Genomic DNA, 19,469 nt, shown 5'->3' on the forward strand with positions numbered 1-19,469 from the left:
CAACCAGCGATATTGCGCCGCAGACGGCGCTAGCGCAAGGACGCGTTCAGCTTGTCAAGCTTGCCCGTGCCGGGACACAGATCGGCGACACCCAGGGCGTTCAAAGGTGTCGCTGTGACATTCATCGACGTGTGCAGGTCGGTTGCCAGCGGATCCACGTAGAGCAAACCGGTGAGCACTTCGCCGCGCGAGTGGTGCTGCTGCATGTAAGCCATGGCGGCGTAGCGGTCGGTCGCGTCGTAGCCCTCATGCAGGCTGCGAAGCCGCAGCAGCGAGCCGTCGTGCTGGCGCACATCGACCACCTCACCCGGCGCGGCTTGCACGGTGATCTCGTCCCGCTGCGAGATGAAGTCGATGCGACTGACCGACTCGTTGTGTTCGCGGATGTAGTCGTAGCTCTTGGTGCTGCCGGGGTGGTTGTTGAACGCAACGCAGGGGCTGATCACATCGATGAACGCCGCGCCGCCGTGCGCCATCGCGCCCTTGATGAGCGGCACGAGTTGCTCCTTGTTGCCGGAGAAGCCGCGCCCCACATAGGTCGCGCCGAGCTGCAACGCCATCGCCACCAGGTCGATGGCGCTGTCGCTGTTCACCACACCCTTCTTGCTTTTGGATCCCTGGTCGGCGGTGGCCGAGAACTGGCCCTTGGTCAGCCCGTACACGCCATTGTTCTCGACGATGTAGGCCATGCGCACACCGCGGCGCATCGCATGGGCAAACTGGCCCAGGCCAATGGAGGCCGAGTCTCCGTCACCCGACACGCCCAGGTACAGCAAGTCGCGATTGGCCAGGTTCGCGCCGGTCAGCACAGAAGGCATCCGTCCATGCACGGTATTGAAGCCGTGGGAAGCACCCAGGAAATAATCCGGCGTCTTGGAGCTGCAGCCGATGCCCGACAGCTTGGCGATGCGGTGCGGCTGCACGTCCAGCTCCCAGCAGGCCTGGATGATCGCCGCCGAGATCGAGTCGTGCCCGCAGCCCGCGCAAAGCGTGGATATCTTTCCTTCGTAATCGCGCCGCGTGTAGCCGACCTTGTTGGTCTCCAACGATGGGTGATGCAGCCGTGGCTTGGTGATGTAGGTCATGCGCTCTCTTTCTTCGCCTGGGCAACTGGCTGCTCAGCGGCAGCACGCACGTGATGAGTGATCGCTGCGGTGATGAACCGCGCGGTGATCGGCGTGCCGTCGAAGTGCAGCACGCGAATGAGTTTGGCCGGATCGATGTCGAATTCGTTGACCAGCAACGACCGCAACTGCGCATCGCGGTTTTGCTCGACGACGAACACCTTGTCGTGGTCGGCAATGAATTGCGCGACGCTTTGCGGAAACGGAAACGCCTTCAGCCGCATTGCATCGAGATGGATGTCGGCGGCATCCAGCACCTCCAGCGCCTCGTGCATCGAAGGGCTGGTGGAGCCGAAATAGATCACGCCCAGGTTGGTCTTTTGCTTCGCAGGGTGCAGCTCCGGCTGCGGCACCTGCGTGGCAGCAGTCGCGAACTTCTTGAGCAGGCGCTCCACGTTGTAGATGTAGTCCGGCCCGCGCTCCGAGTACCGAGCGTAGGCGTCACGGGTCGTTCCGCGAGTGAAGTAGCTGCCCTTGGTCGGGTGCGTGCCGGGCAGCGTGCGCCACGGAATGCCGTCGCCATCGACATCCTTGTAGCGGCCGAAGTCCATGCCCGCTTCCAGCTGCTCGGCGGTCATCACCTTGCCCCGGTCATAGCTGCGGCTGTCGTCCCACGCGAAGGGTTTGCACAGGCGCTGGTTCATGCCGATGTCCAGGTCGGTCATCATGAACACCGGTGTCTGCAAGCGATCTGCGAGGTCGAGCGCGCAGGCCGCGTGTTCGAAACACTCATGCGGGTCCTGCGGAAACAGCAGCACATGCTTGGTATCGCCATGCGATGCATAGGCGCACGAAAGAATGTCGGCCTGCTGCGTGCGCGTGGGCATGCCGGTCGAAGGGCCGCCGCGCTGCACATTGATGATGGTGACGGGGATCTCGGCGAAGTACGCCAGGCCGATGAACTCCGTCATCAAGGACACACCCGGTCCCGACGTGGCCGTGAAGGCCCGCGCCCCATTCCATCCTGCGCCCACCACCATGCCGATGGAAGCGATCTCGTCTTCGGCCTGCACGATGGCGAACTTGTTTTGCCCGGTAGCCGGGTCGACACGAAACTTCGCACAGTATTTCTGGAAAGCCTCGGCCACCGACGACGAAGGCGTGATCGGATACCAGGCCGCGACCGTCGCGCCGCCGTACACACAACCGAGAGCTGCCGCAGTGTTGCCATCGACGAAGATCTGGTCGCCCACGCGATCAGCCCGCTTCACGCGCAAGCCGATCGGCCCCTGCAGATGCTCCTTCGCAAAATCGCGCCCCAGATGCAGCGCCTGCACGTTGGATGCCAGCAGCTTTTCCTTGCCCTTGTACTGCTCACCGAAGAGCTTCTCGATCACCTCGGCTTCGATCTCCAGCAGCACCGACAGCGCACCGACATACACGATGTTCTTGAACAGCTGCCTTTGCCTCGGGTCGGTATAGACCGCGTTGCAGATCTCGGTGAGCGGCATGCCTAGCACATGAATGTCATCGCGAAATTTCGACGGCGGCATCGGGCGCGTGCTGTCGTAGAAAAGATACCCGCCCGGCTCCAGCTCCGCGACGTCGGCATCCCATGTCTGCGGATTCATCGCAACCATCATGTCGATGCCGCCTCGCCGGCCCAGGTAGCCCTTCTCGCAGACGCGCACCTCATACCAGGTCGGCAGGCCCTGGATGTTGCTCGGGAAGATGTTGCGCGGGCTCACCGGCACACCCATTCGAAGGATCGCCTTGGCAAACAGCTCGTTCGCGCTGGCAGAGCCCGAGCCGTTGACGTTGGCGAACTTGATGACGAAATCGTTGACGGATTCGAGGCGCTTCATGACGCGGCTCCCACAGTGACATCTCTATTGACCGCATCACGCGCTCCTTGACCCGCCGGGGTGGTCTTGAGCAAAAACTTCTGCATGTCCCAGGCCCCCGTCGGGCAGCGCTCGGCGCACAGGCCGCAGTGCAGGCACACGTCTTCGTCCTTGACCATCACGCGCCCTGTTTTCAGTTCGCCCGACACGTACAGGTCCTGCGCGAGGTTGAGTGCAGGCGCCTTCAGCCGGTGCCTCAAATCTTCTTCTTCCCCATTGGCGGTGAAGGTGATGCAGTCCATCGGGCAGATATCCACGCAGGCATCGCACTCGATGCACGCGGGCTCAGTGAACACCGTCTGCACATCGCAGTTCAAGCACCGGTGCGCTTCCTTGAATGCGGTCGCCACGTCGAAGCCGAGTTCGACTTCCACCTTGATGCTGGCGAGCGCGATTTCGGCCTTCTGCCAAGGCACCTTGAAACGCAAATCGTTGGACGTGTCGTTGTCGTAGCTCCACTCATGGATGCCCATCTTCTGCGACATCAGGTTGGTCATCGGGTCGGGCCGGATCGCCACATCCTCGCCGTGCAGCAGCCGGTCGATTGACACCGCAGCCTCGTGACCATGCGCCACAGCGGTGATGATGTTCTTCGGGCCATAGGCCGAGTCACCACCGAAAAAGACATTCGCCACCGTGGACTGGAACGTGTCCTTGCGCAGCTTGGGCAGTCCCCATTCGTCAAACTCGATGCCGCTATCGCGTTCGATCCAGGGGAAAGCGTTCTCCTGTCCCACGGCGACCAGCACCTCGTCGCACTCGAAGAATGCATCGGGCTCGCCGGTCGCAACCAGCTTGCGTTTGCCTTTGGCGTCGTACTGCGCCTTCACGATCTCGAAGGTCATGCCCTTGAGCACGCCGTCTTCATGAATGAACGCCTTGGGTACATGGAAGTTGATGAACGGAATGCCCTCATGCATCGCGTCTTCCTTCTCCCAGGGCGACGCCTTCATCTCGTCGAAGCCGCTGCGCACGATGACCTTGACGTCTTCGCCGCCCAGCCGCCGCGCCGAGCGGCAGCAGTCCATCGCCGTATTGCCGCCACCCAGCACGATCACGCGCTTGCCGATCTTGCTGATGTGTCCAAACGACACCGACGACAGCCAGTCGATCCCGATGTGAATCTGCGCCGCGGCTTCCTTGCGGCCGGGCAGCTCCAGGTCGCGCCCGCGCGGGGCACCGCAGCCCACGAAAATCGCGTCGTAGCCTTCACCCATCAGCGCCTTCATCGACGCGACGCGCTCACCACCACGAAAGTTCACGCCCAGGTCCAGGATGTAGCCGGTCTCTTCGTCGATTACCGATTCGGGCAGACGAAACCTCGGAATCTGCGTTCGGATGAAACCACCCGCCTTGGGGTCGCTGTCGAACACGGTGACCTCATAGCCCAACGGTGCGAGGTCGCGCGCGACCGTGAGCGATGCAGGCCCCGCGCCTATGCATGCAATGCGCTTGCCGTTCTTCGCCGCGACCTTGGGCATGCGCCCGGTCACGTCATCTTTCATGTCGGCGGTGACGCGCTTGAGACGGCAGATCGCGACGGGCTCGGGCGCGGCAGCATTGGCTTCCTCCACCCGCCCTCGACGACAGGCGGGTTCGCAGGGCCTGTCGCACGTTCGCCCCAGGATGCCGGGGAAGACGTTGGACACCCAGTTGATCATGTAGGCGTCGCTGTAGCGGCCCTGCGCGATCATGCGGATGTATTCGGGGACCGGCGTGTGAGCCGGACATGCATATTGACAGTCCACAACTTTGTGGAAGTACGCCGGATCGGCGATATCGGTACGCTGCAAAGCTTGTCTCCCGGAAGCTAGGCCCCCTTCGGCCAGTCTAGGCGAGCCGCAGCGCAACAAACACTCAGGGATTGCCCTGAAATGATCTCAGATATCTTTAAATAATTACTGGCCAAAAGCTTTGGTTACGCGGGAATGTGTGGCGGGAGGCAGGAAACCACGCAGCACAAACTCGCTGCGGCCGACACACCGATCATGGTGGGCTGCCACCACGGCTCGTCGCCTCTCGGGTGTGTACGCCCGGATTGGCAAGGTGCCGTTCATTCCAACGATCCTGCCATGTCGACCCACCCCCATTCCAGCGACAACCGCCGAAGACGAGAGGCCGATGGCGCCCAGATAAAAACCGGCATGCGAGACGTTTCGACCGGAGCTTGCCAATAGCTGCAGACCGGCCATCCTGAGCAGTTCGAACGGCTGGTCGATGCGATGCCATCAAAGCGGTTCGCCCCCGGCACGTGGATGACGACGGTGGGCGCCGAGTCTGGCGCGTTGGCCTGCATTTCCGTCTCGCCGCCTGGAACTTCACGCACCAGTGGTTCACTGACAGTCGTGAAACTCGTGCGAACGGGGCGCAGGCTTGGCTTCATGGTTGCTCAGTCACGGCGGCGGCAAAAGCGTTGCCCACCAAAGACCCGCGACCGCTCACATCTTCTGCTTCCGATTTGCCGCTCTGCTGCCTACCCTGCTCGAATGCGTAGCGTGTTGATCGGTGTAATTTCCGCGACTGTTCTGAGGCTTCCTCCAAGCGATTTTCCAAAAGGAAGGTGGCGAGCCATATTGAGTACTCAATACGCCCTCCGAGGCACCCAAGCACACTTCCCAGCGCCGTCACTACGCTGCCAACTGTCATCGTGGCAACAAAGGGGGTCGAATCTCGGAACTTCATCTCCTCATAGGTAAGGAAGCCACCCAACGCGGTACCTACGACAGCCACTGCCGTGACACCAGCGCTAGCAAAGACAAGGCCGGATCGGGGCAGCTTGCGCAGGCAGCCCAACTTGACTCGATCCTGCAGGTCAGGTTGATAGGGCTGGCCCGTCGCCGACAAGTCCGCAAAGCCGGGAACCTTCATGACGAGAGCACGATCGAGAGGCGATACCTTCATCAAGGACACAAGGTCTGCGAGGGTCAGGTACTTCGTGACGTGAAGCCGCTCGTCGTCAGCAGCCTTGGCCCATGAAGCTTTCAATGGCAGGCGCTTTGGCGCTGCGTGGATCGTGACCGCGACATCAGCGTGTTCCTGGTTCACTTCCGGGGCAGCCACACCAAGTGGCAATGGCGCCAGATCACTCAAAGGCTGCGGAAGTCTCGATCTGTCGAATCGCAACGATCGATCGGCGTCAGGCTGTGGAGGCAAGAGGCTTGCCACTTCACCCTCAGCCGGGACTATGCGCAGGTGCGCACGTGGTGCGTTATTGGAGACACAGTTTAGATACATGGCGTGTGCTTTCGATCGCTGCAAAATTGCAGCGCCCTCGTAGGTGGCACACCAACAAAAAGGGTTCCGCTGGGAGTCTTTCGTCTACCCGGCTGACGCAGCGAGCCGCGCAAACGCTTGCACCACCTCAGCCGGTGCCTGCACGAGTTCGATGAGAACGCCTTCGCCACCGATCGGACTCTCGTCATTGCCTTTCGGATGCACGAAGCAGATGTCGAAACCCGCTGCGCCTTTGCGGATGCCACCCGGCGCGAATCGCACGCCGTTCGATGAGAGCCACTCAACCGCCTTGGGCAAATCGTCGATCCACAGGCCGACGTGATTGAGCGGCGTCTGGTGCACCGCAGGTTTCTTGTCGGGGTCGATGGGCTGCATCAAATCGACTTCGACCTTAAACGGCCCCACGCCGATGGCGCAGATGTCTTCATCGACGTTTTCACGCTCACTGCGAAACGTGCCGGTGACCTGCAAGCCGAACATGTCGACCCACAGGTGTTGCAGTTTTAGTTTGTCAGTGCCACCGATGGCGATCTGCTGTATGCCCAGAACCTTGAACGGACGCGTCATGCGGGAACCCTCATTTCGTCAAAAGCCACTCGGTGCTTGCGTTGTGACACGCCCTTGATATTGCGCAGCGACAGATCGACTGCGCGCGCCTGCCAATCGACTTCGACCATGCCGTAATGGACTTCGGTCAACAGCTCGCCGATGCGATTCGGCCCCGCCTCCCTGGCATCTTTCCACGGATGCGTCAGGCCGCTGGAGGTGACCTCGTAAAGCGGATACGGCACGGCTTGCGTCTCGCGGTACATCGCGCCAAAGTGCCTGTCGCCCGACAGAAAGATCACGCCGTTGGCCCGCGTGCTTCCAATGAGTCGATACAGGCGCTGGCGCTCCAGCGGCAAATTGCCCCACCGCTCCCAGCCGTGGCCTTCGGCAACAACCTGTATTCCCGAATAGATCAGGCGCACTTCGGCGGGCTTGCGCAGTTGCTCCTCCAACCATGCCCACTGCACATCGCCCAGCATCGTCTTGGCAGGGTCAGCGTCGGGGACATAGCGCTCCTTGCCCGGCGCACCGCGCTGATCGGTCACTTTGAACGGTGAACGGAACCAGCGCGGGTCCGGGACGATGACCTGTACGCGGCGGCCCGCATCCCCAAAGATACGTGAGTCGTAGATACCGCCACGCGAGCGCCGCGCGTCATTCGCCGGTACCTGGAAGAAGTCGAGGAAGGCGGCCTTCGATTCATTCTTGAATTTGAAGTCGGCCCCGCCGTCATTGGCGCCATAGTCGTTGTCATCCCACACGGCCATGTGCGGCACCGAGCGACGAAAGCGTGCGAAGTGCGATTCGGCTGCCTGCAGCGCGTAGGCTTTGCGCAACTCTTCAACGGTCCACTGCGGCTGGCTGTAATAGATGTTGTCGCCGCCGAAGATATGCAGGTCCGGCTTGTCAGCAGCGATGGTGTCCCAGATGGGTTGCGCCAGCGTCTGGTGCGCGCACGACGCAAACGAGATACGGCTTGCAGCGGTCGGTAGCGGGGGCGGCGCATCCAGCGACCGCTGCGTGGTGGCGCAACCGCCAAGTCCGATGGCGGCCAGTCCCAGAACATCGCGTCTTTGCATCGCGCGGATTTCCTCAGATGAATTCGACGATGGGCTGATCGACAGTCAGGCTCTCGCCCTTGGCCGCGAGCACCTTGCCCACGACGCCGTCCGCCGCAGCGAAGAGCACGTTCTCCATCTTCATCGCCTCGATCACGGCGACGCGTTCGCCGGCCTGCACTTTTTGTCCCACTTCGACTGCGACATCGACCAGCAAACCCGGCATGGGCGACAGCACATAGCGGCTCATGTCGGGCGGCGCCTTGAAGGGCATCAGCGCGTGCAATTGCGCTGCACGCGGGGTGAGCACGAGTGCGTCCAGTCGAGCGCCGTTGTGCGAGATGCGGATGGCCAGCGGGTTCTTGCCGACGCCTCGCTCGACCTGCGCCGCAAATGGCTGGCCGTTGGACGTGCCGCGAATGCGCGCGCCGCCCAGGTGCCAGTTGCTGCACAGGTCGTAGCGCTTGCCGTTGGTCTCGACCACGCTGGAGCCGGAGGTCGCCTGGAAGTCGCTGACCCTGGCGGCCTGGCGGGTGTGTTTGCCTTCGTCATTGAGCTGAACGACGACGAAGTCTTCACCGACGGTAAATCCGTGGCCGGGCATCTGGCCGCTGATCCCGGCTGCGCGCTGCAGGTTGCGGCGATTGACAAATGCCGCGAGCGCAGCAAGGAAGTCCGGGTCGTCGTGCGTCACGTCCTGGGCGTGGAATCCATTCGCGTAGTTTTGCGCAATGAAGCCGGTGTTGAAGTCGCCCGCGATGAACTTGGGATGGGCCAGCAACGCCGCCTGGAACGGGATGTTGCTGGAGATGCCGCGGATCACGAAAGCATTGAGCGCTTCGCGCATCTTCGCGATGGCGTCGTTGCGATCGGTACCGTGCACGATGAGCTTGGCGATCATCGAGTCGTAGAACATCGGGATCTCGCCGCCGTCCTGCACGCCGGTGTCGACGCGAACGCCTCCCCTCACCCCAGCCCTCTCCCCTGCGGGGAGAGGGAGTTGGGACACCAGTGACTTGCCCCCTCTCCCGCTGGCGGGAGAGGGCTGGGGTGAGGGCGGCACACCCCCTGCAAACATCGTCTGCTTCGGCGTCTGGAATCTCACCAGCCTGCCGGTACTCGGCAGGAAATTGCGAAACGGATCTTCTGCATTGATGCGGCATTCCATCGCCCAGCCATCGCGCTTGACCTCGGCCTGCGTCAACGGCAACTTCTCGCCCGCGGCCACGCGAATCATCAGCTCCACCAGATCGAGCCCGGTGATGCACTCCGTCACTGGATGCTCCACCTGCAGACGCGTGTTCATCTCCAGGAAGTAAAAGCTCTGATCTTTGCCGACCACGAACTCCACGGTGCCCGCGCTCTCGTATTTCACGGCCTTGGCCAGTTGCACCGCCTGCTCGCCCATCGCCTTGCGCGTGGCATCGCTGATGAAAGGCGACGGTGCTTCTTCAATCACCTTCTGGTGCCGCCGCTGGATCGAACACTCGCGCTCGTTGAGATAGATCACATTGCCGTGGCTGTCACCCAGCACCTGGATTTCGATGTGGCGCGGCTCTTCGACAAACTTCTCGATGAAGACGCGGTCATCGCCAAAGCTGTTTCGTGCCTCGTTGCTGCACGATGTGAAGCCCTCGAAGGCTTCCTTGTCGTTGAACGCCACGCGCAGTCCCTTGCCGCCACCGCCGGCCGAGGCCTTGATCATCACCGGGTAGCCAATGCCCTTGGCAATCTCGACCGCCTGTTCGGCTGAATCAATCGCGGCGTTGTAGCCGGGGATGGTGTTGACCCTGGCGTCGTCGGCCAGCTTCTTGGAGGCGATCTTGTCGCCCATCGCCGCGATGGAATAGTGCTTGGGTCCGATGAAGGTGATGCCCTCTTCTTCGACCTGCCGCGCGAAGGCTTCGTTCTCGGAGAGAAAGCCGTAGCCCGGATGCACGGCCTGCGCGCCGGTCTGCTTGCACGCAGCGATGATCTTGTCGGCGCGAAGGTAGCTTTCGCGGCTGGCCGCGGGTCCGATGTGCACGGCTTCGTCCGCCAGTTCGACGTGTCGTGCGTCGCGATCGGCGTCGGAGTAAACCGCCACCGTCTTGATGCCCATCTTGCGCGCGGTCACGATGACCCGGCAGGCGATTTCGCCGCGATTGGCGATGAGGATTTTATTAAACATGGATGGTTCCTTCACAGCGGAATGTTCCCGTGCTTGCGCCACGGGTTCTCCAGCTTTTTCTCGCGTAGCATGATGAGCGAGCGGCAAATCCGCTTGCGGGTCTCATGCGGCAGGATCACGTCGTCGATGAATCCGCGCGCGCCCGCAATGAACGGATTGGCGAAGCGCGCCTTGTACTCTGCTTCGCGCGCCGCCAGCTTCGCCGGGTCGCCCTTGTCCTCTCGGAAGATGATCTCCACCGCGCCCTTGGCACCCATCACCGCGATTTCGGCCTGCGGCCACGCAAAGTTCACGTCACCGCGCAGGTGCTTGGAGCTCATCACGTCGTAAGCGCCGCCATACGCCTTGCGCGTGATTACCGTGATCTTGGGCACCGTGCACTCGGCATAGGCATACAGCAGCTTGGCACCGTGCTTGATGATGCCGCCGTACTCCTGGCTCGTACCCGGCATAAAGCCCGGCACATCGACAAAAGTAATGACGGGAATATTGAACGCATCGCAAAACCGCACGAAGCGCGCAGCTTTGATCGAGCTCTTGATATCGAGACATCCCGCCAGCACCAGCGGCTGGTTCGCGACGATGCCAACCGTCTGGCCTTCCATGCGGGCAAAGCCGATGACGATGTTCTTCGCGTACTCCGGTTGCAGCTCGAAGAAGTCGCCGTCGTCCACCGTCTTGGTGATCAGCTCCTTGATGTCGTAAGGCTTGTTCGGGTTGTCCGGCACCAGCGTGTCCAGCGACATGTCCATGCGGTCCGCCGGATCGTTGCTGGGGCGAACGGGTGCCTTCTCACGGTTGTTGAGCGGCAGGTAGTTGTAGAGACGGCGCAGCATCAAAAGCGCTTCAACATCGTTCTCAAACGCAAGGTCGGCCACGCCGCTTCGCGTGGTGTGCGTCACCGCGCCGCCGAGTTCTTCTGCTGTCACTTCTTCGTGCGTCACCGTCTTGACCACCTCGGGTCCGGTGACAAACATGTAGGAGCTGTCCTTGACCATGAAGATGAAATCGGTCATCGCAGGCGAGTACACAGCGCCGCCCGCGCAGGGACCCATCACCATGCTGATCTGCGGAACTACGCCGGATGCCAGCACGTTCTTCTGGAACACATCGGCGTATCCGCCCAGCGACGCGACACCTTCCTGGATGCGCGCGCCGCCCGAATCATTCAGGCCGATCACCGGTGCACCGACTTTCATCGCCTGATCCATCACCTTGCAGATCTTTTCGGCATGCGCTTCCGACAAGGCGCCGCCGAACACGGTGAAGTCCTGGCTGAACACGAAGACGAGGCGACCGTTGATCATGCCGTAGCCGGTCACGACACCATCGCCGGGGATCTTGGTGTTCTCCATGCCGAAGTCGGTGCAGCGATGCTCGACGAACATGTCCCACTCTTCGAAGGTGCCTTCGTCGAGCAGCAGTTCAAGCCGCTCGCGCGCGGTGAGCTTGCCTTTTTTGTGCTGTGCATCGATGCGCTTGGGGCCTCCGCCCTGGCGCGCGGCTTCGCGCTTTTTTTCAAGTTGTTCGAGGATGTCATGCATCGGGTGGTTCTCCGTGGAATGCGTTGAGCAGGCGCCGCGCCGCGGTTGAAGGAGCAAGCCGCCCTTCGTCAACGTCGCGTGTCATGGTGGCAAGAATGGCTTGCACCGCGGGTGCCTGCCGGAAGGATTGCTTGAGGCCCGCATCGATGCGCTGCCACATCCAGGCCAGGGACTGATGGCGGCGGCGGTCGGCCAGACGGCCATTGGCGGTTTGCGACTGGCGAAACCGGGTTACTTCGGACCAGAAGCTGTCGACGCCCGTGCCGTTGAGTGCGCTGAGCTGGATGACGGTGGGGGACCAGGATTGTTCTCGCCCATGCTGCGAATAAACCCGCAGCGCACTGGTGATCTGCGCCCTCGCCCGCGTCGCCGCATCTTCATCGAGGTCGGCCTTGTTGATCACGACCAGGTCGGCGATTTCCATCACGCCCTTCTTGATTGCCTGCAAGTCATCGCCGGCATTGGGCAACTGCATCAGCACGAACATGTCGGTCATGCCGGCGACGGCGATCTCGCTCTGTCCCACGCCGACCGTCTCGACGATCACGATGTCGTAACCGGCCGCTTCGCAGACCAACATCGCCTCGCGCGTCTTTTCGGCTACACCACCCAAAGTGCCGCTCGAAGGACTGGGCCGGATGAACGCGCGCTCATCGACAGACAGCTTTTCCATGCGCGTCTTGTCGCCCAGGATGGAGCCGCCCGAAACCGTGCTCGACGGATCGATGGTGAGCACCGCCACACGATGGCCTTGCCCGATGAGGTACAGACCCAGCGCTTCGATGAAGGTGCTCTTGCCCACGCCCGGCACACCGCTAATGCCCAGGCGAAACGACTTGCCGGTGTGCGGCAGCAAGGCGGTGAGCAGTTCATCGCCCTGCGCGCGATGATCGGCGCGCGTCGATTCGAGCAGCGTGATGGCTTTGGCGATGGCACGGCGTCTGGCCGGGGGATCGCCGGCAAGCACGTCGTCGGTCAGTGAACGCGCTGCTGTAGTCACAGTATCTCGAAAGCCTGGCCGTCAGGCAGGCGGTAGCGCGAGAAGTCGCGAATGTCCAGGGTCATGATGGTGCGAATGTCGGTCTGCGCCGCGACGCTGTAAAGCGTGGCATCGGCCAAATCCATGACGGTTCGCCTGGGCTCGGTCCAGGTGTCCATCAGCAGGGACAACTCCGGGAGTTCAGCCGCGTCCATCGGAAAGATTTGAACGGCCCCATGGCCGATCCAGCGCAGCAAGGCGAGCCGGGCCGTGCCGCTCACGAGATGTGAGGCTTCGATAACGCAGGGCCAGGTGCTGTGCAGACGCAGTTCATGACCTTGCTTGCGCAGCAGTTCCCTGTAATGCCTGTGCGCCTTGTCGCGCACGTCGAACAAGGCAACCATGGCGCTGGCGTCGATCAGTGCAGGCTTCATTTGGCTCGGGGCGATCGGGCGGGCCGCACGGGCCGAGCCGCAACAGCGGGCGCCGCTCGGTCCTGGGCCCATTGATCCTGCAGCGCCTGGTGCTTTTGCTCAAGCACTGCGCGCACGCGTTGTTTGGCGCTTGCGGCATCCGCGACATCTGCGCCTTTGGCAGCCGCTTTCGACGATTTGCCGGTGCCAGCTGGCGCGACTGCATATTCGGCCACCTCTTCCTGCACCTGGAGCAAGAGCTCGTAGGGATTCTTTCGCCCGAGGGCGCGCTCGACCGCATCGACGATGAACTGCGACTTGGTCTGGCCCATGCGCTTGGCCGCTGCTTCCAGCTCGCGCTCGAGCACCGGGTCCATGCGAACGGATACGGCCATGATGTTCTCCGAAGGATGTGAATACCGTATTACTGTATCACGCAGCCGGTTGATTCCTGCGAATCTGCTCCAGCACATCCTTCGCGCTCGCCGGGATCGGCGTACCCGGCCCATAGATCCCCTTGACGCCCGCGTTGTAGAGAAACTCGTAGTCCTGCTGCGGGACCACACCACCCACAAACACAATGATGTCGTCCGCGCCCTGCTTCTTCAGTTCGGCAATGATCTCGGGCACCAGCGTCTTGTGGCCCGCTGCCAGCGTCGAAACGCCAACCGCGTGTACGTCGTTCTCGATGGCCTGCCGTGCGCACTCTTGCGGCGTCTGGAACAGCGGCCCTATATCGACATCGAACCCGAGATCGGCAAACGCCGTCGCAACCACCTTGGCGCCCCGGTCGTGGCCGTCCTGGCCCAGCTTGGAAATCATCACCCGCGGACGGCGGCCCTGCTCATCGGCAAACGCTGCAATCTCGGCCTTCAGTTTGTCCCAGCCTTCGGCCGAGTCGTAAGCTGCTGCATACACACCAGTCACCTTTTGCGTATCGGCGCGATGGCGCCCGTAAACTTTTTCGAGTGCCTCGGAAATCTCACCCACCGTGGCCCGAAGCCGCACCGCGTTGACCGAGAGTTCGAGCAGATTGCCCGTGCCGTCATGCGCAGCCGCAGTCAGTGCATCCAACGCAGCCTGCACCGCCGAAGCATCGCGCGACGCACGAATCCTGGCAAGCTGCGCGACCTGCTGTTCACGCACCATCACGTTGTCCACATCGCGGATCTCGACCGGGTCGGCCTTGTCGAGCTTGTACTTGTTCACGCCGACGATCACATCCTGCCCCGAGTCGATGCGCGCCTGCTTTTCGGCTGCCGCCGCCTCGATCTTCAGCTTGGCCCAGCCCGAATCGACCGCGCGGGTCATGCCGCCCATCGCCTCGACTTCCTCGATGATCTTCCAGGCCGCGTCCGCCATGTCCTGCGTCAGCTTCTCCATCATGTAGCTGCCGGCCCAGGGGTCGATCACGTTGGTGATGTGCGACTCTTCCTGCAGGATGAGTTGCGTGTTGCGAGCGATACGGGCCGAGAACTCGGTGGGCAGTGCGATTGCTTCGTCGAACGAATTGGTGTGCAGCGACTGCGTGCCGCCGAACACGGCAGCCATCGCCTCGATGGTCGTGCGCACGATGTTGTTGTAGGGGTCCTGCTCAGTGAGCGACCAGCCCGAGGTCTGGCAGTGCGTGCGCAGCATCAGGCTCTTGGGGCTCTTGGCGTCGAAGCCCTTCATGATGCGCCACCACAAAAGGCGGGCCGCACGCATCTTGGCGACTTCGAGGTAGAAGTTCATGCCGATGGCCCAGAAGAACGAAAGCCGTCCGGCGAACTCATCGACATCCAGCCCCTTGCCCAGGGCTGTCTTCACATACTCCTTGCCGTCGGCCAGCGTGAACGCGAGTTCCAGCGCCTGGTTGGCGCCTGCTTCCTGCATGTGATAGCCCGAGATCGAGATCGAGTTGAACTTCGGCATCTTCTTTGCCGTGTACTCGATGATGTCGCCGATGATCCGCATGCTCGGCTTGGGCGGGTAGATGTAGGTGTTGCGGACCATGAACTCCTTGAGGATGTCGTTCTGTATGGTCCCGGAGAGCTTGTCTTGCGCGACGCCCTGCTCTTCTGCAGCGACGATGTAGCCGGCCAGCACCGGCAGCACCGCGCCGTTCATCGTCATGGAGACGCTCACCTTGTCCAGCGGAATGCCATCGAAGAGCACCTTCATGTCCTCGACCGAATCGATGGCGACACCGGCCTTGCCTACGTCTCCTGTCACCCGGGGATGGTCGCTGTCGTAGCCGCGGTGCGTGGCCAGGTCAAACGCAACCGACACGCCCTGCCCCCCGCCTGCAAGGCCCTTGCGATAGAACGCATTTGATTCCTCGGCTGTCGAGAAACCCGCGTATTGCCGGATGGTCCAGGGACGCGACGCATACATGGTGGCCTGCGGGCCACGCAGGTAGGGCTCGAAGCCCGGCAGCGTGTTGGTGTGTTGAAGATCAGCGACGTCGGCGGCCGTGTACAGCGCCTTGACTTCGATGCCGTCGGGCGTGTGCCAGTTGAGCCGATTCACATCGCCCTGCGGTGCGGATTTGGCGGCTGCGCGCTTCCACGCATCCAGTTCATCGGGTTTGTTGTCGGGCGTGGTCATGGTGTGCTCTTGATGTCCGCGTTTTTGGTGTGCGTTGCCAGTGTGCCGTGTTTCAGGGAGTTTACATCATTCATAATTATTGATTCAGAATTAAGAATCGACCTAGAATCGCCGCATGGCTTCCGCCGTCACTACCCTCACACTCACCCCGCGCGCCCTCTATGTAGAGGTCGCCGAGCAGCTGCGCCAGCGCATCTTTGCGCGCGAGCTGGAGCCCGGCAGCTGGATCGACGAGATGAAGATCGCCGAGGAGTTCGGCATCAGTCGCACGCCTTTGCGTGAGGCGCTCAAGGTGCTCGCCGCCGAGGGGCTGGTGACAATGAAGGTGCGGCGCGGTGCCTACGTCACCGAGGTTTCAGAGACCGATCTTGCCGATGTCTATCACCTGCTCTCGCTGCTGGAAAGCGATGCGGCTGGCGTGGTGGCCGAGCGCGCGACCGAGGCCGAACTCAAGGAGCTGCAATCGCTCCACAGAGAGCTGGAAGCTTCGGTGAGCAACCGCGAAAAGTTCTTCGCGCTCAATGAGCGGTTCCACATGCGACTGCTCGAAGTCGCGGGCAACAAGTGGCGCGACCAGATGGTGGCCGACCTGCGCAAGGTGATGAAGCTCAACCGTCACAACTCCCTGCTCAAGGCCGGCCGGCCGAAGGAGTCGATGCTGGAGCATCGCGCGATCGTCGATGCGCTGATGCGTCGCGACGCCGGGGCAGCCGTCAAGCGGATGCAGGAGCACTTCAGCAACGGGCTGGAAGCCGCAGCCTAGAAGCGCCGGAAAAACAGCGCCGCGCATACAAAAGGCACAAGCGTTTCACTGCATTGACAACGGCAGTACCGTCCTCCAGCATCCGTGCACCTATTGGAGACACCATGATTCGACTACTGCGTAACGTAGCAAGCTTTTCGGCGCTCGTCCTTTCCCTTGCACTCCCAGGCCTTGCAGGCGCCCAGAACATCTCGATTGCCACCGGCGGCACCGGCGGGGTTTACTACCCGATGGGCGGCGGCCTCGCGGCTGTGCTGTCCAAGAACGTGCCCGGCATGCAGGCCACGGCTGAGGTCACCGGCGGCTCGGTGGACAACCTCAAGCTCATCGGTACCGACAAGCCCTATGTCGGCTTCACGATGGCCGATGCGGGCCTCGATGCGCTGCGCGGCGAGGACAAGTTCAAGGGCAACAAGGTCGCTGTACGCACGCTCATGGTGCTGTACCCCAACCGCATGCACCTGGTCACGGTCGAAGGCCGCGGCATCACGAAGATGTCCGATCTCAAGGGAAAGCATGTCTCCACCGGTTCGCCGGGCAGTGCGACCGAAGTGATGGCCTTTCGCATCATCGAAGCCGCTGGCCTTGACAAAGACAAGGACATGAAGCGCGAGCGGCTCGGCGCTGCCGAGTCCGTCAATGCGATCAAGGACAACAAGATCGACGCCTTCTTCTGGGTGGGCGGCCTGCCTACTGCCGCAGTGACCGACCTGGCCAACACGCCCGGCACCAAGATCAAGATGATCGACCACAGCGAAGTCGTGGCCAAGATGAACCAGAAATACGGCCAGCTCTATGTCGAGGACAGCATCCCCAAGGCCGTCTACAAGGGCATGGACACCGACAACAAGCAGGCGACGGTCATGAACCTGCTGGTGGCCCACGAAAAGATGGACGACAAGACGGCCTACAACATCGTCAAGACCATTTTCGACAAGCGTGCCGACCTGATCGCGGTTCACAAAGAGGCCGAAAACTTCAAGCTGGAGAACCAGAAGGCGTCCGCTTCGCCGATGCCGTGGCACCCTGGTGCGGTGAAGTACTTCGCCGAAAAAGGCATCAAGCTGAACTGACCGCTGCGTGACACAAGAGACCGCACCGCTGCCGATGCCTGCCGCATCGGTGAGCGATGAAGCGCTGGAAAAAGCGCAGAAGTTCATCGAGGAAGAAGAAGGCGCCGCCAACCACTTCACGGGCTGGCGCGCTGCCTTCATCACGCTGGTCGCCGTCGCGATTTCGGCGTTCCATCTCTACGCCGCGTACGCCATCGTGCCCACGCAGATGCTGCGGCCCCTGCACGTGGCGATGGTGCTGTTCCTCACCTTCCTGATGTTCCCGATTGCCCGGCGGTTCCGGCATCGCATCATGTGGTGGGATGTGGTCGCGGCCTTGCTGGCCGTTGCCGTGGTCGCCTACCTGATCTACGGCGGCGACGACTTCACCGACCGCAACACGACACCCAACGGATGGGACATCGTGTTCGGCATCGCGCTGGTGGTGCTGATCCTGGAGGCGATGCGCCGCACCACGGGCTGGATCATGCCGGCGGTGACGAGCGTGTTCATCGTGTATGCGCTGATCGGACCCGTGTTGCCTGCGCCCTGGACGCACAAGGGTTATGAGGTCGGGCGACTAGTCGGCCACCTCTACATGACGCTCGAAGGCATCTTCGGCGTGGCGGTGGACGTCTCGTCATCGCTCATCATCCTGTTCACGATCTTCGGCGCGTTCCTGCAGTACTCGGGCGCGGGCAAGTTCTACATCGACTTCTCGTTCTCCGCGATGGGCGGCAAGCCCACCGGAGCGGGGCGCACAGTGGTGCTGGCGTCGTTCCTGCTGGGCGGGCCTTCGGGTTCCGGTGTGGCGACCACGGTGACGCTAGGCGCAGTTGCCTGGCCGATGCTGCAAAAGGTCGGCTACGAAAGGAACGCCGCAGGCGGTCTGCTCGCTGCGGGCGGCCTGGGCGCCATCATCTCGCCGCCGGTGCTCGGCGCAGCAGCGTTTCTCATTGCAGAGTTCCTGAAGATTTCATATCTGGACGTGCTGCTGATGGCCGTCATTCCTACCCTGCTGTTCTACCTGGCGCTCTTCCTGATGGTCGAGATCGATGCGCGCAAGTACGGCATGGGCAACGTCGCGTTCCAGAAGGCCGACACGCTCTGGAACCTCACCCGCAAGTACTGGTATCACTTCATCTCGCTGATTTCCATCGTCGTCTTCATGATGATGGGGTTCTCGCCAGTGCTCTCGGTGTTCTGGGCGACTGCCGTCACGCTGGTCGTGAGCTTTCTGCGTTCTGAAAGCGCGCTGATTCCGTACGACGTATTCAGGGGTCGCGGACCCATCGTGCCGCAGCTGTGGAACTCGGGCTTCATCAAGGCGATGTCGGCTGGCACGACTGGCGTGCTCAACGTTGCGGCGACCTGCGCAGGAGCCGGCATCATCGTCGGCGTCGTCACGCTCACCGGCCTGGGCCTGAAGTTCAGCAGCATCGTGATCGACCTGGCGGGCGGCTCTCTGATACTCACCGCGCTGTACACGGCGCTCGTCGTGTGGATCGTGGGACTGGCCGTTCCGGTGACGGCGTCCTACATCATCTGCGCGGTCATCGCAGCGCCAGCCCTGATCAAGATGGGTGTGCCCGATTACGCGGCGCACATGTTCATCTTTTATTACGCGGTGCTATCGGAAGTTTCGCCGCCCACTGCACTCTCGCCGTTCGCGGCATCGGCCATCACCGGCGGCGATCCGTACAAGACGACCATGCAGTGCTGGAAGTACACGACGCCTGCGTTCCTCTTGCCGTTCATGTTCGTGCTCGATCCTGCCGGGCAAGGTCTGCTTCTGATGGGATCGACCAAGGCGCTCGCTGCCGCGAACTGGTGGTCGATTGCCGAGGTCACGCTGACTGCGGCGCTGGGCATTGCGGCAATTGCTGCCGGCTTCCAGGGTTGGGCGTTGCGCAAGACAAATGCGCTGGAACGCACGATGCTGATCGCCGCCGGGTTCGCCCTCGTCTATCCGTCGGCGATCGCGGACCTGCTGGGCGTCGGGCTGGTGGCGGCTGCGCTGGGACTGCAGTACCTGCGGGGTCGACAGCTGTCCGTTGGAGCGGATCGCCTTTGATTCACGCCTGGAAAATGCCAGAGCAGTTGATGAACGATTTGCACGTGAGCGTTACTCAGTGCCTTTCATCAGCAAG

16 protein-coding genes are annotated in these 19,469 nt (G+C 62.0%); 3 read left to right on the plus strand and 13 right to left on the minus strand.

Features of this window, described 5'->3' with window-relative positions:
* Window positions 1-29: 29 nt before the first annotated feature.
* From AQ12_RS15505 to scpA, 13 genes are all read right to left on the minus strand, one after another.
* The gene (locus AQ12_RS15505) at window positions 30-1,085 is read right to left on the minus strand and encodes a 2-oxoacid:ferredoxin oxidoreductase subunit beta (protein ID WP_048440819.1); all 1,056 of its coding nucleotides are present in this window, start codon (window positions 1,083-1,085) and stop codon (window positions 30-32) included.
* A complete protein-coding gene (locus AQ12_RS15510; RefSeq protein WP_048440820.1) occupies window positions 1,082-2,929 on the minus strand; it encodes a 2-oxoacid:acceptor oxidoreductase subunit alpha in 1,848 nt (615 codons plus the stop codon). The genes AQ12_RS15505 and AQ12_RS15510 overlap by 4 nt, the downstream gene beginning before the upstream one ends.
* On the minus strand, window positions 2,926-4,761 hold the full coding sequence (locus AQ12_RS15515) for an FAD-dependent oxidoreductase (protein WP_048440821.1): 1,836 nt from the start codon (window positions 4,759-4,761) through the stop codon (window positions 2,926-2,928). Before AQ12_RS15515 ends, AQ12_RS15510 begins: the two co-directional genes overlap by 4 nt.
* A 260-nt stretch (window positions 4,762-5,021) precedes the next feature.
* Window positions 5,022-5,351 carry a hypothetical protein gene (locus AQ12_RS15520; RefSeq protein WP_048440822.1) on the minus strand — a complete coding sequence of 110 codons (330 nt, stop codon included), beginning with the start codon at window positions 5,349-5,351 and terminating at the stop codon, window positions 5,022-5,024.
* Complete coding sequence (locus AQ12_RS15525; protein WP_152682824.1) at window positions 5,348-6,058, minus strand: hypothetical protein; 711 nt, start codon at window positions 6,056-6,058, stop codon at window positions 5,348-5,350. The genes AQ12_RS15520 and AQ12_RS15525 overlap by 4 nt, the downstream gene beginning before the upstream one ends.
* A gap of 228 nt (window positions 6,059-6,286) precedes the next feature.
* Complete coding sequence (locus AQ12_RS15530) at window positions 6,287-6,769, minus strand: VOC family protein (protein ID WP_048440824.1); 483 nt, start codon at window positions 6,767-6,769, stop codon at window positions 6,287-6,289.
* On the minus strand, window positions 6,766-7,830 hold the full coding sequence (locus AQ12_RS15535) for an alkaline phosphatase D family protein (RefSeq protein WP_053076757.1): 1,065 nt from the start codon (window positions 7,828-7,830) through the stop codon (window positions 6,766-6,768). The genes AQ12_RS15530 and AQ12_RS15535 overlap by 4 nt, the downstream gene beginning before the upstream one ends.
* A gap of 13 nt (window positions 7,831-7,843) precedes the next feature.
* Window positions 7,844-9,979, minus strand: coding sequence for an acetyl/propionyl/methylcrotonyl-CoA carboxylase subunit alpha (locus tag AQ12_RS15540; protein WP_048440825.1), 2,136 nt, complete (start codon window positions 9,977-9,979; stop codon window positions 7,844-7,846).
* An 11-nt stretch (window positions 9,980-9,990) separates the two neighbouring features.
* Window positions 9,991-11,523, minus strand: a complete 1,533-nt coding sequence (locus AQ12_RS15545; protein ID WP_048440826.1) for an acyl-CoA carboxylase subunit beta — start codon at window positions 11,521-11,523, stop codon at window positions 9,991-9,993.
* Complete coding sequence (gene meaB / locus AQ12_RS15550; protein WP_048440827.1) at window positions 11,516-12,523, minus strand: methylmalonyl Co-A mutase-associated GTPase MeaB; 1,008 nt, start codon at window positions 12,521-12,523, stop codon at window positions 11,516-11,518. Before meaB ends, AQ12_RS15545 begins: the two co-directional genes overlap by 8 nt.
* Complete coding sequence (locus tag AQ12_RS15555; RefSeq protein ID WP_048440828.1) at window positions 12,520-12,936, minus strand: type II toxin-antitoxin system VapC family toxin; 417 nt, start codon at window positions 12,934-12,936, stop codon at window positions 12,520-12,522. Before AQ12_RS15555 ends, meaB begins: the two co-directional genes overlap by 4 nt.
* Window positions 12,933-13,310 carry a ribbon-helix-helix protein, CopG family gene (locus AQ12_RS15560; protein WP_048440829.1) on the minus strand — a complete coding sequence of 126 codons (378 nt, stop codon included), beginning with the start codon at window positions 13,308-13,310 and terminating at the stop codon, window positions 12,933-12,935. The genes AQ12_RS15555 and AQ12_RS15560 overlap by 4 nt, the downstream gene beginning before the upstream one ends.
* 37 nt (window positions 13,311-13,347) lie before the next feature.
* Window positions 13,348-15,504 carry a methylmalonyl-CoA mutase gene (scpA, locus tag AQ12_RS15565; protein WP_048440830.1) on the minus strand — a complete coding sequence of 719 codons (2,157 nt, stop codon included), beginning with the start codon at window positions 15,502-15,504 and terminating at the stop codon, window positions 13,348-13,350.
* A 115-nt stretch (window positions 15,505-15,619) separates the two neighbouring features.
* On the opposite strand from scpA, the gene AQ12_RS15570 reads away from it, so the two are divergent.
* From AQ12_RS15570 to AQ12_RS15580, 3 genes are all read left to right on the plus strand, one after another.
* A complete protein-coding gene (locus tag AQ12_RS15570) occupies window positions 15,620-16,267 on the plus strand; it encodes a GntR family transcriptional regulator (RefSeq protein ID WP_048440831.1) in 648 nt (215 codons plus the stop codon).
* A gap of 104 nt (window positions 16,268-16,371) precedes the next feature.
* Window positions 16,372-17,340, plus strand: coding sequence for a TAXI family TRAP transporter solute-binding subunit (locus AQ12_RS15575; RefSeq protein ID WP_048440832.1), 969 nt, complete (start codon window positions 16,372-16,374; stop codon window positions 17,338-17,340).
* 7 nt (window positions 17,341-17,347) lie between these two features.
* Window positions 17,348-19,393: a TRAP transporter fused permease subunit gene (locus tag AQ12_RS15580; RefSeq protein WP_238587734.1), complete on the plus strand. Its 2,046-nt coding sequence runs from the start codon at window positions 17,348-17,350 to the stop codon at window positions 19,391-19,393.
* The last annotated feature ends 76 nt before the right edge of the window (window positions 19,394-19,469 follow it).

This window comes from Caenimonas sp. SL110 (genome assembly GCF_001044395.1).
In the GTDB taxonomy this organism is placed as follows: Bacteria; Pseudomonadota; Gammaproteobacteria; order Burkholderiales; family Burkholderiaceae_C; genus Ramlibacter.

Bases quoted from the DNA above. Each gene is read 5' to 3' on its own strand.
- AQ12_RS15505 (WP_048440819.1), bottom strand. From the start codon at position 1,085: ATGACCTACATCACCAAGCCACGGCTGCATCACCCATCGTTGGAGACC.
- AQ12_RS15510 (WP_048440820.1), bottom strand. From the start codon at position 2,929: ATGAAGCGCCTCGAATCCGTCAACGATTTCGTCATCAAGTTCGCCAAC.
- AQ12_RS15520 (WP_048440822.1), bottom strand. From the start codon at position 5,351: ATGAAGCCAAGCCTGCGCCCCGTTCGCACGAGTTTCACGACTGTCAGT.
- AQ12_RS15530 (WP_048440824.1), bottom strand. From the start codon at position 6,769: ATGACGCGTCCGTTCAAGGTTCTGGGCATACAGCAGATCGCCATCGGT.
- AQ12_RS15535 (WP_053076757.1), bottom strand. From the start codon at position 7,830: ATGCAAAGACGCGATGTTCTGGGACTGGCCGCCATCGGACTTGGCGGT.
- AQ12_RS15540 (WP_048440825.1), bottom strand. From the start codon at position 9,979: ATGTTTAATAAAATCCTCATCGCCAATCGCGGCGAAATCGCCTGCCGG.
- AQ12_RS15545 (WP_048440826.1), bottom strand. From the start codon at position 11,523: ATGCATGACATCCTCGAACAACTTGAAAAAAAGCGCGAAGCCGCGCGC.
- AQ12_RS15555 (WP_048440828.1), bottom strand. From the start codon at position 12,936: ATGAAGCCTGCACTGATCGACGCCAGCGCCATGGTTGCCTTGTTCGAC.
- AQ12_RS15560 (WP_048440829.1), bottom strand. From the start codon at position 13,310: ATGGCCGTATCCGTTCGCATGGACCCGGTGCTCGAGCGCGAGCTGGAA.
- scpA (WP_048440830.1), bottom strand. From the start codon at position 15,504: ATGACCACGCCCGACAACAAACCCGATGAACTGGATGCGTGGAAGCGC.
- AQ12_RS15570 (WP_048440831.1), top strand. From the start codon at position 15,620: ATGGCTTCCGCCGTCACTACCCTCACACTCACCCCGCGCGCCCTCTAT.
- AQ12_RS15575 (WP_048440832.1), top strand. From the start codon at position 16,372: ATGATTCGACTACTGCGTAACGTAGCAAGCTTTTCGGCGCTCGTCCTT.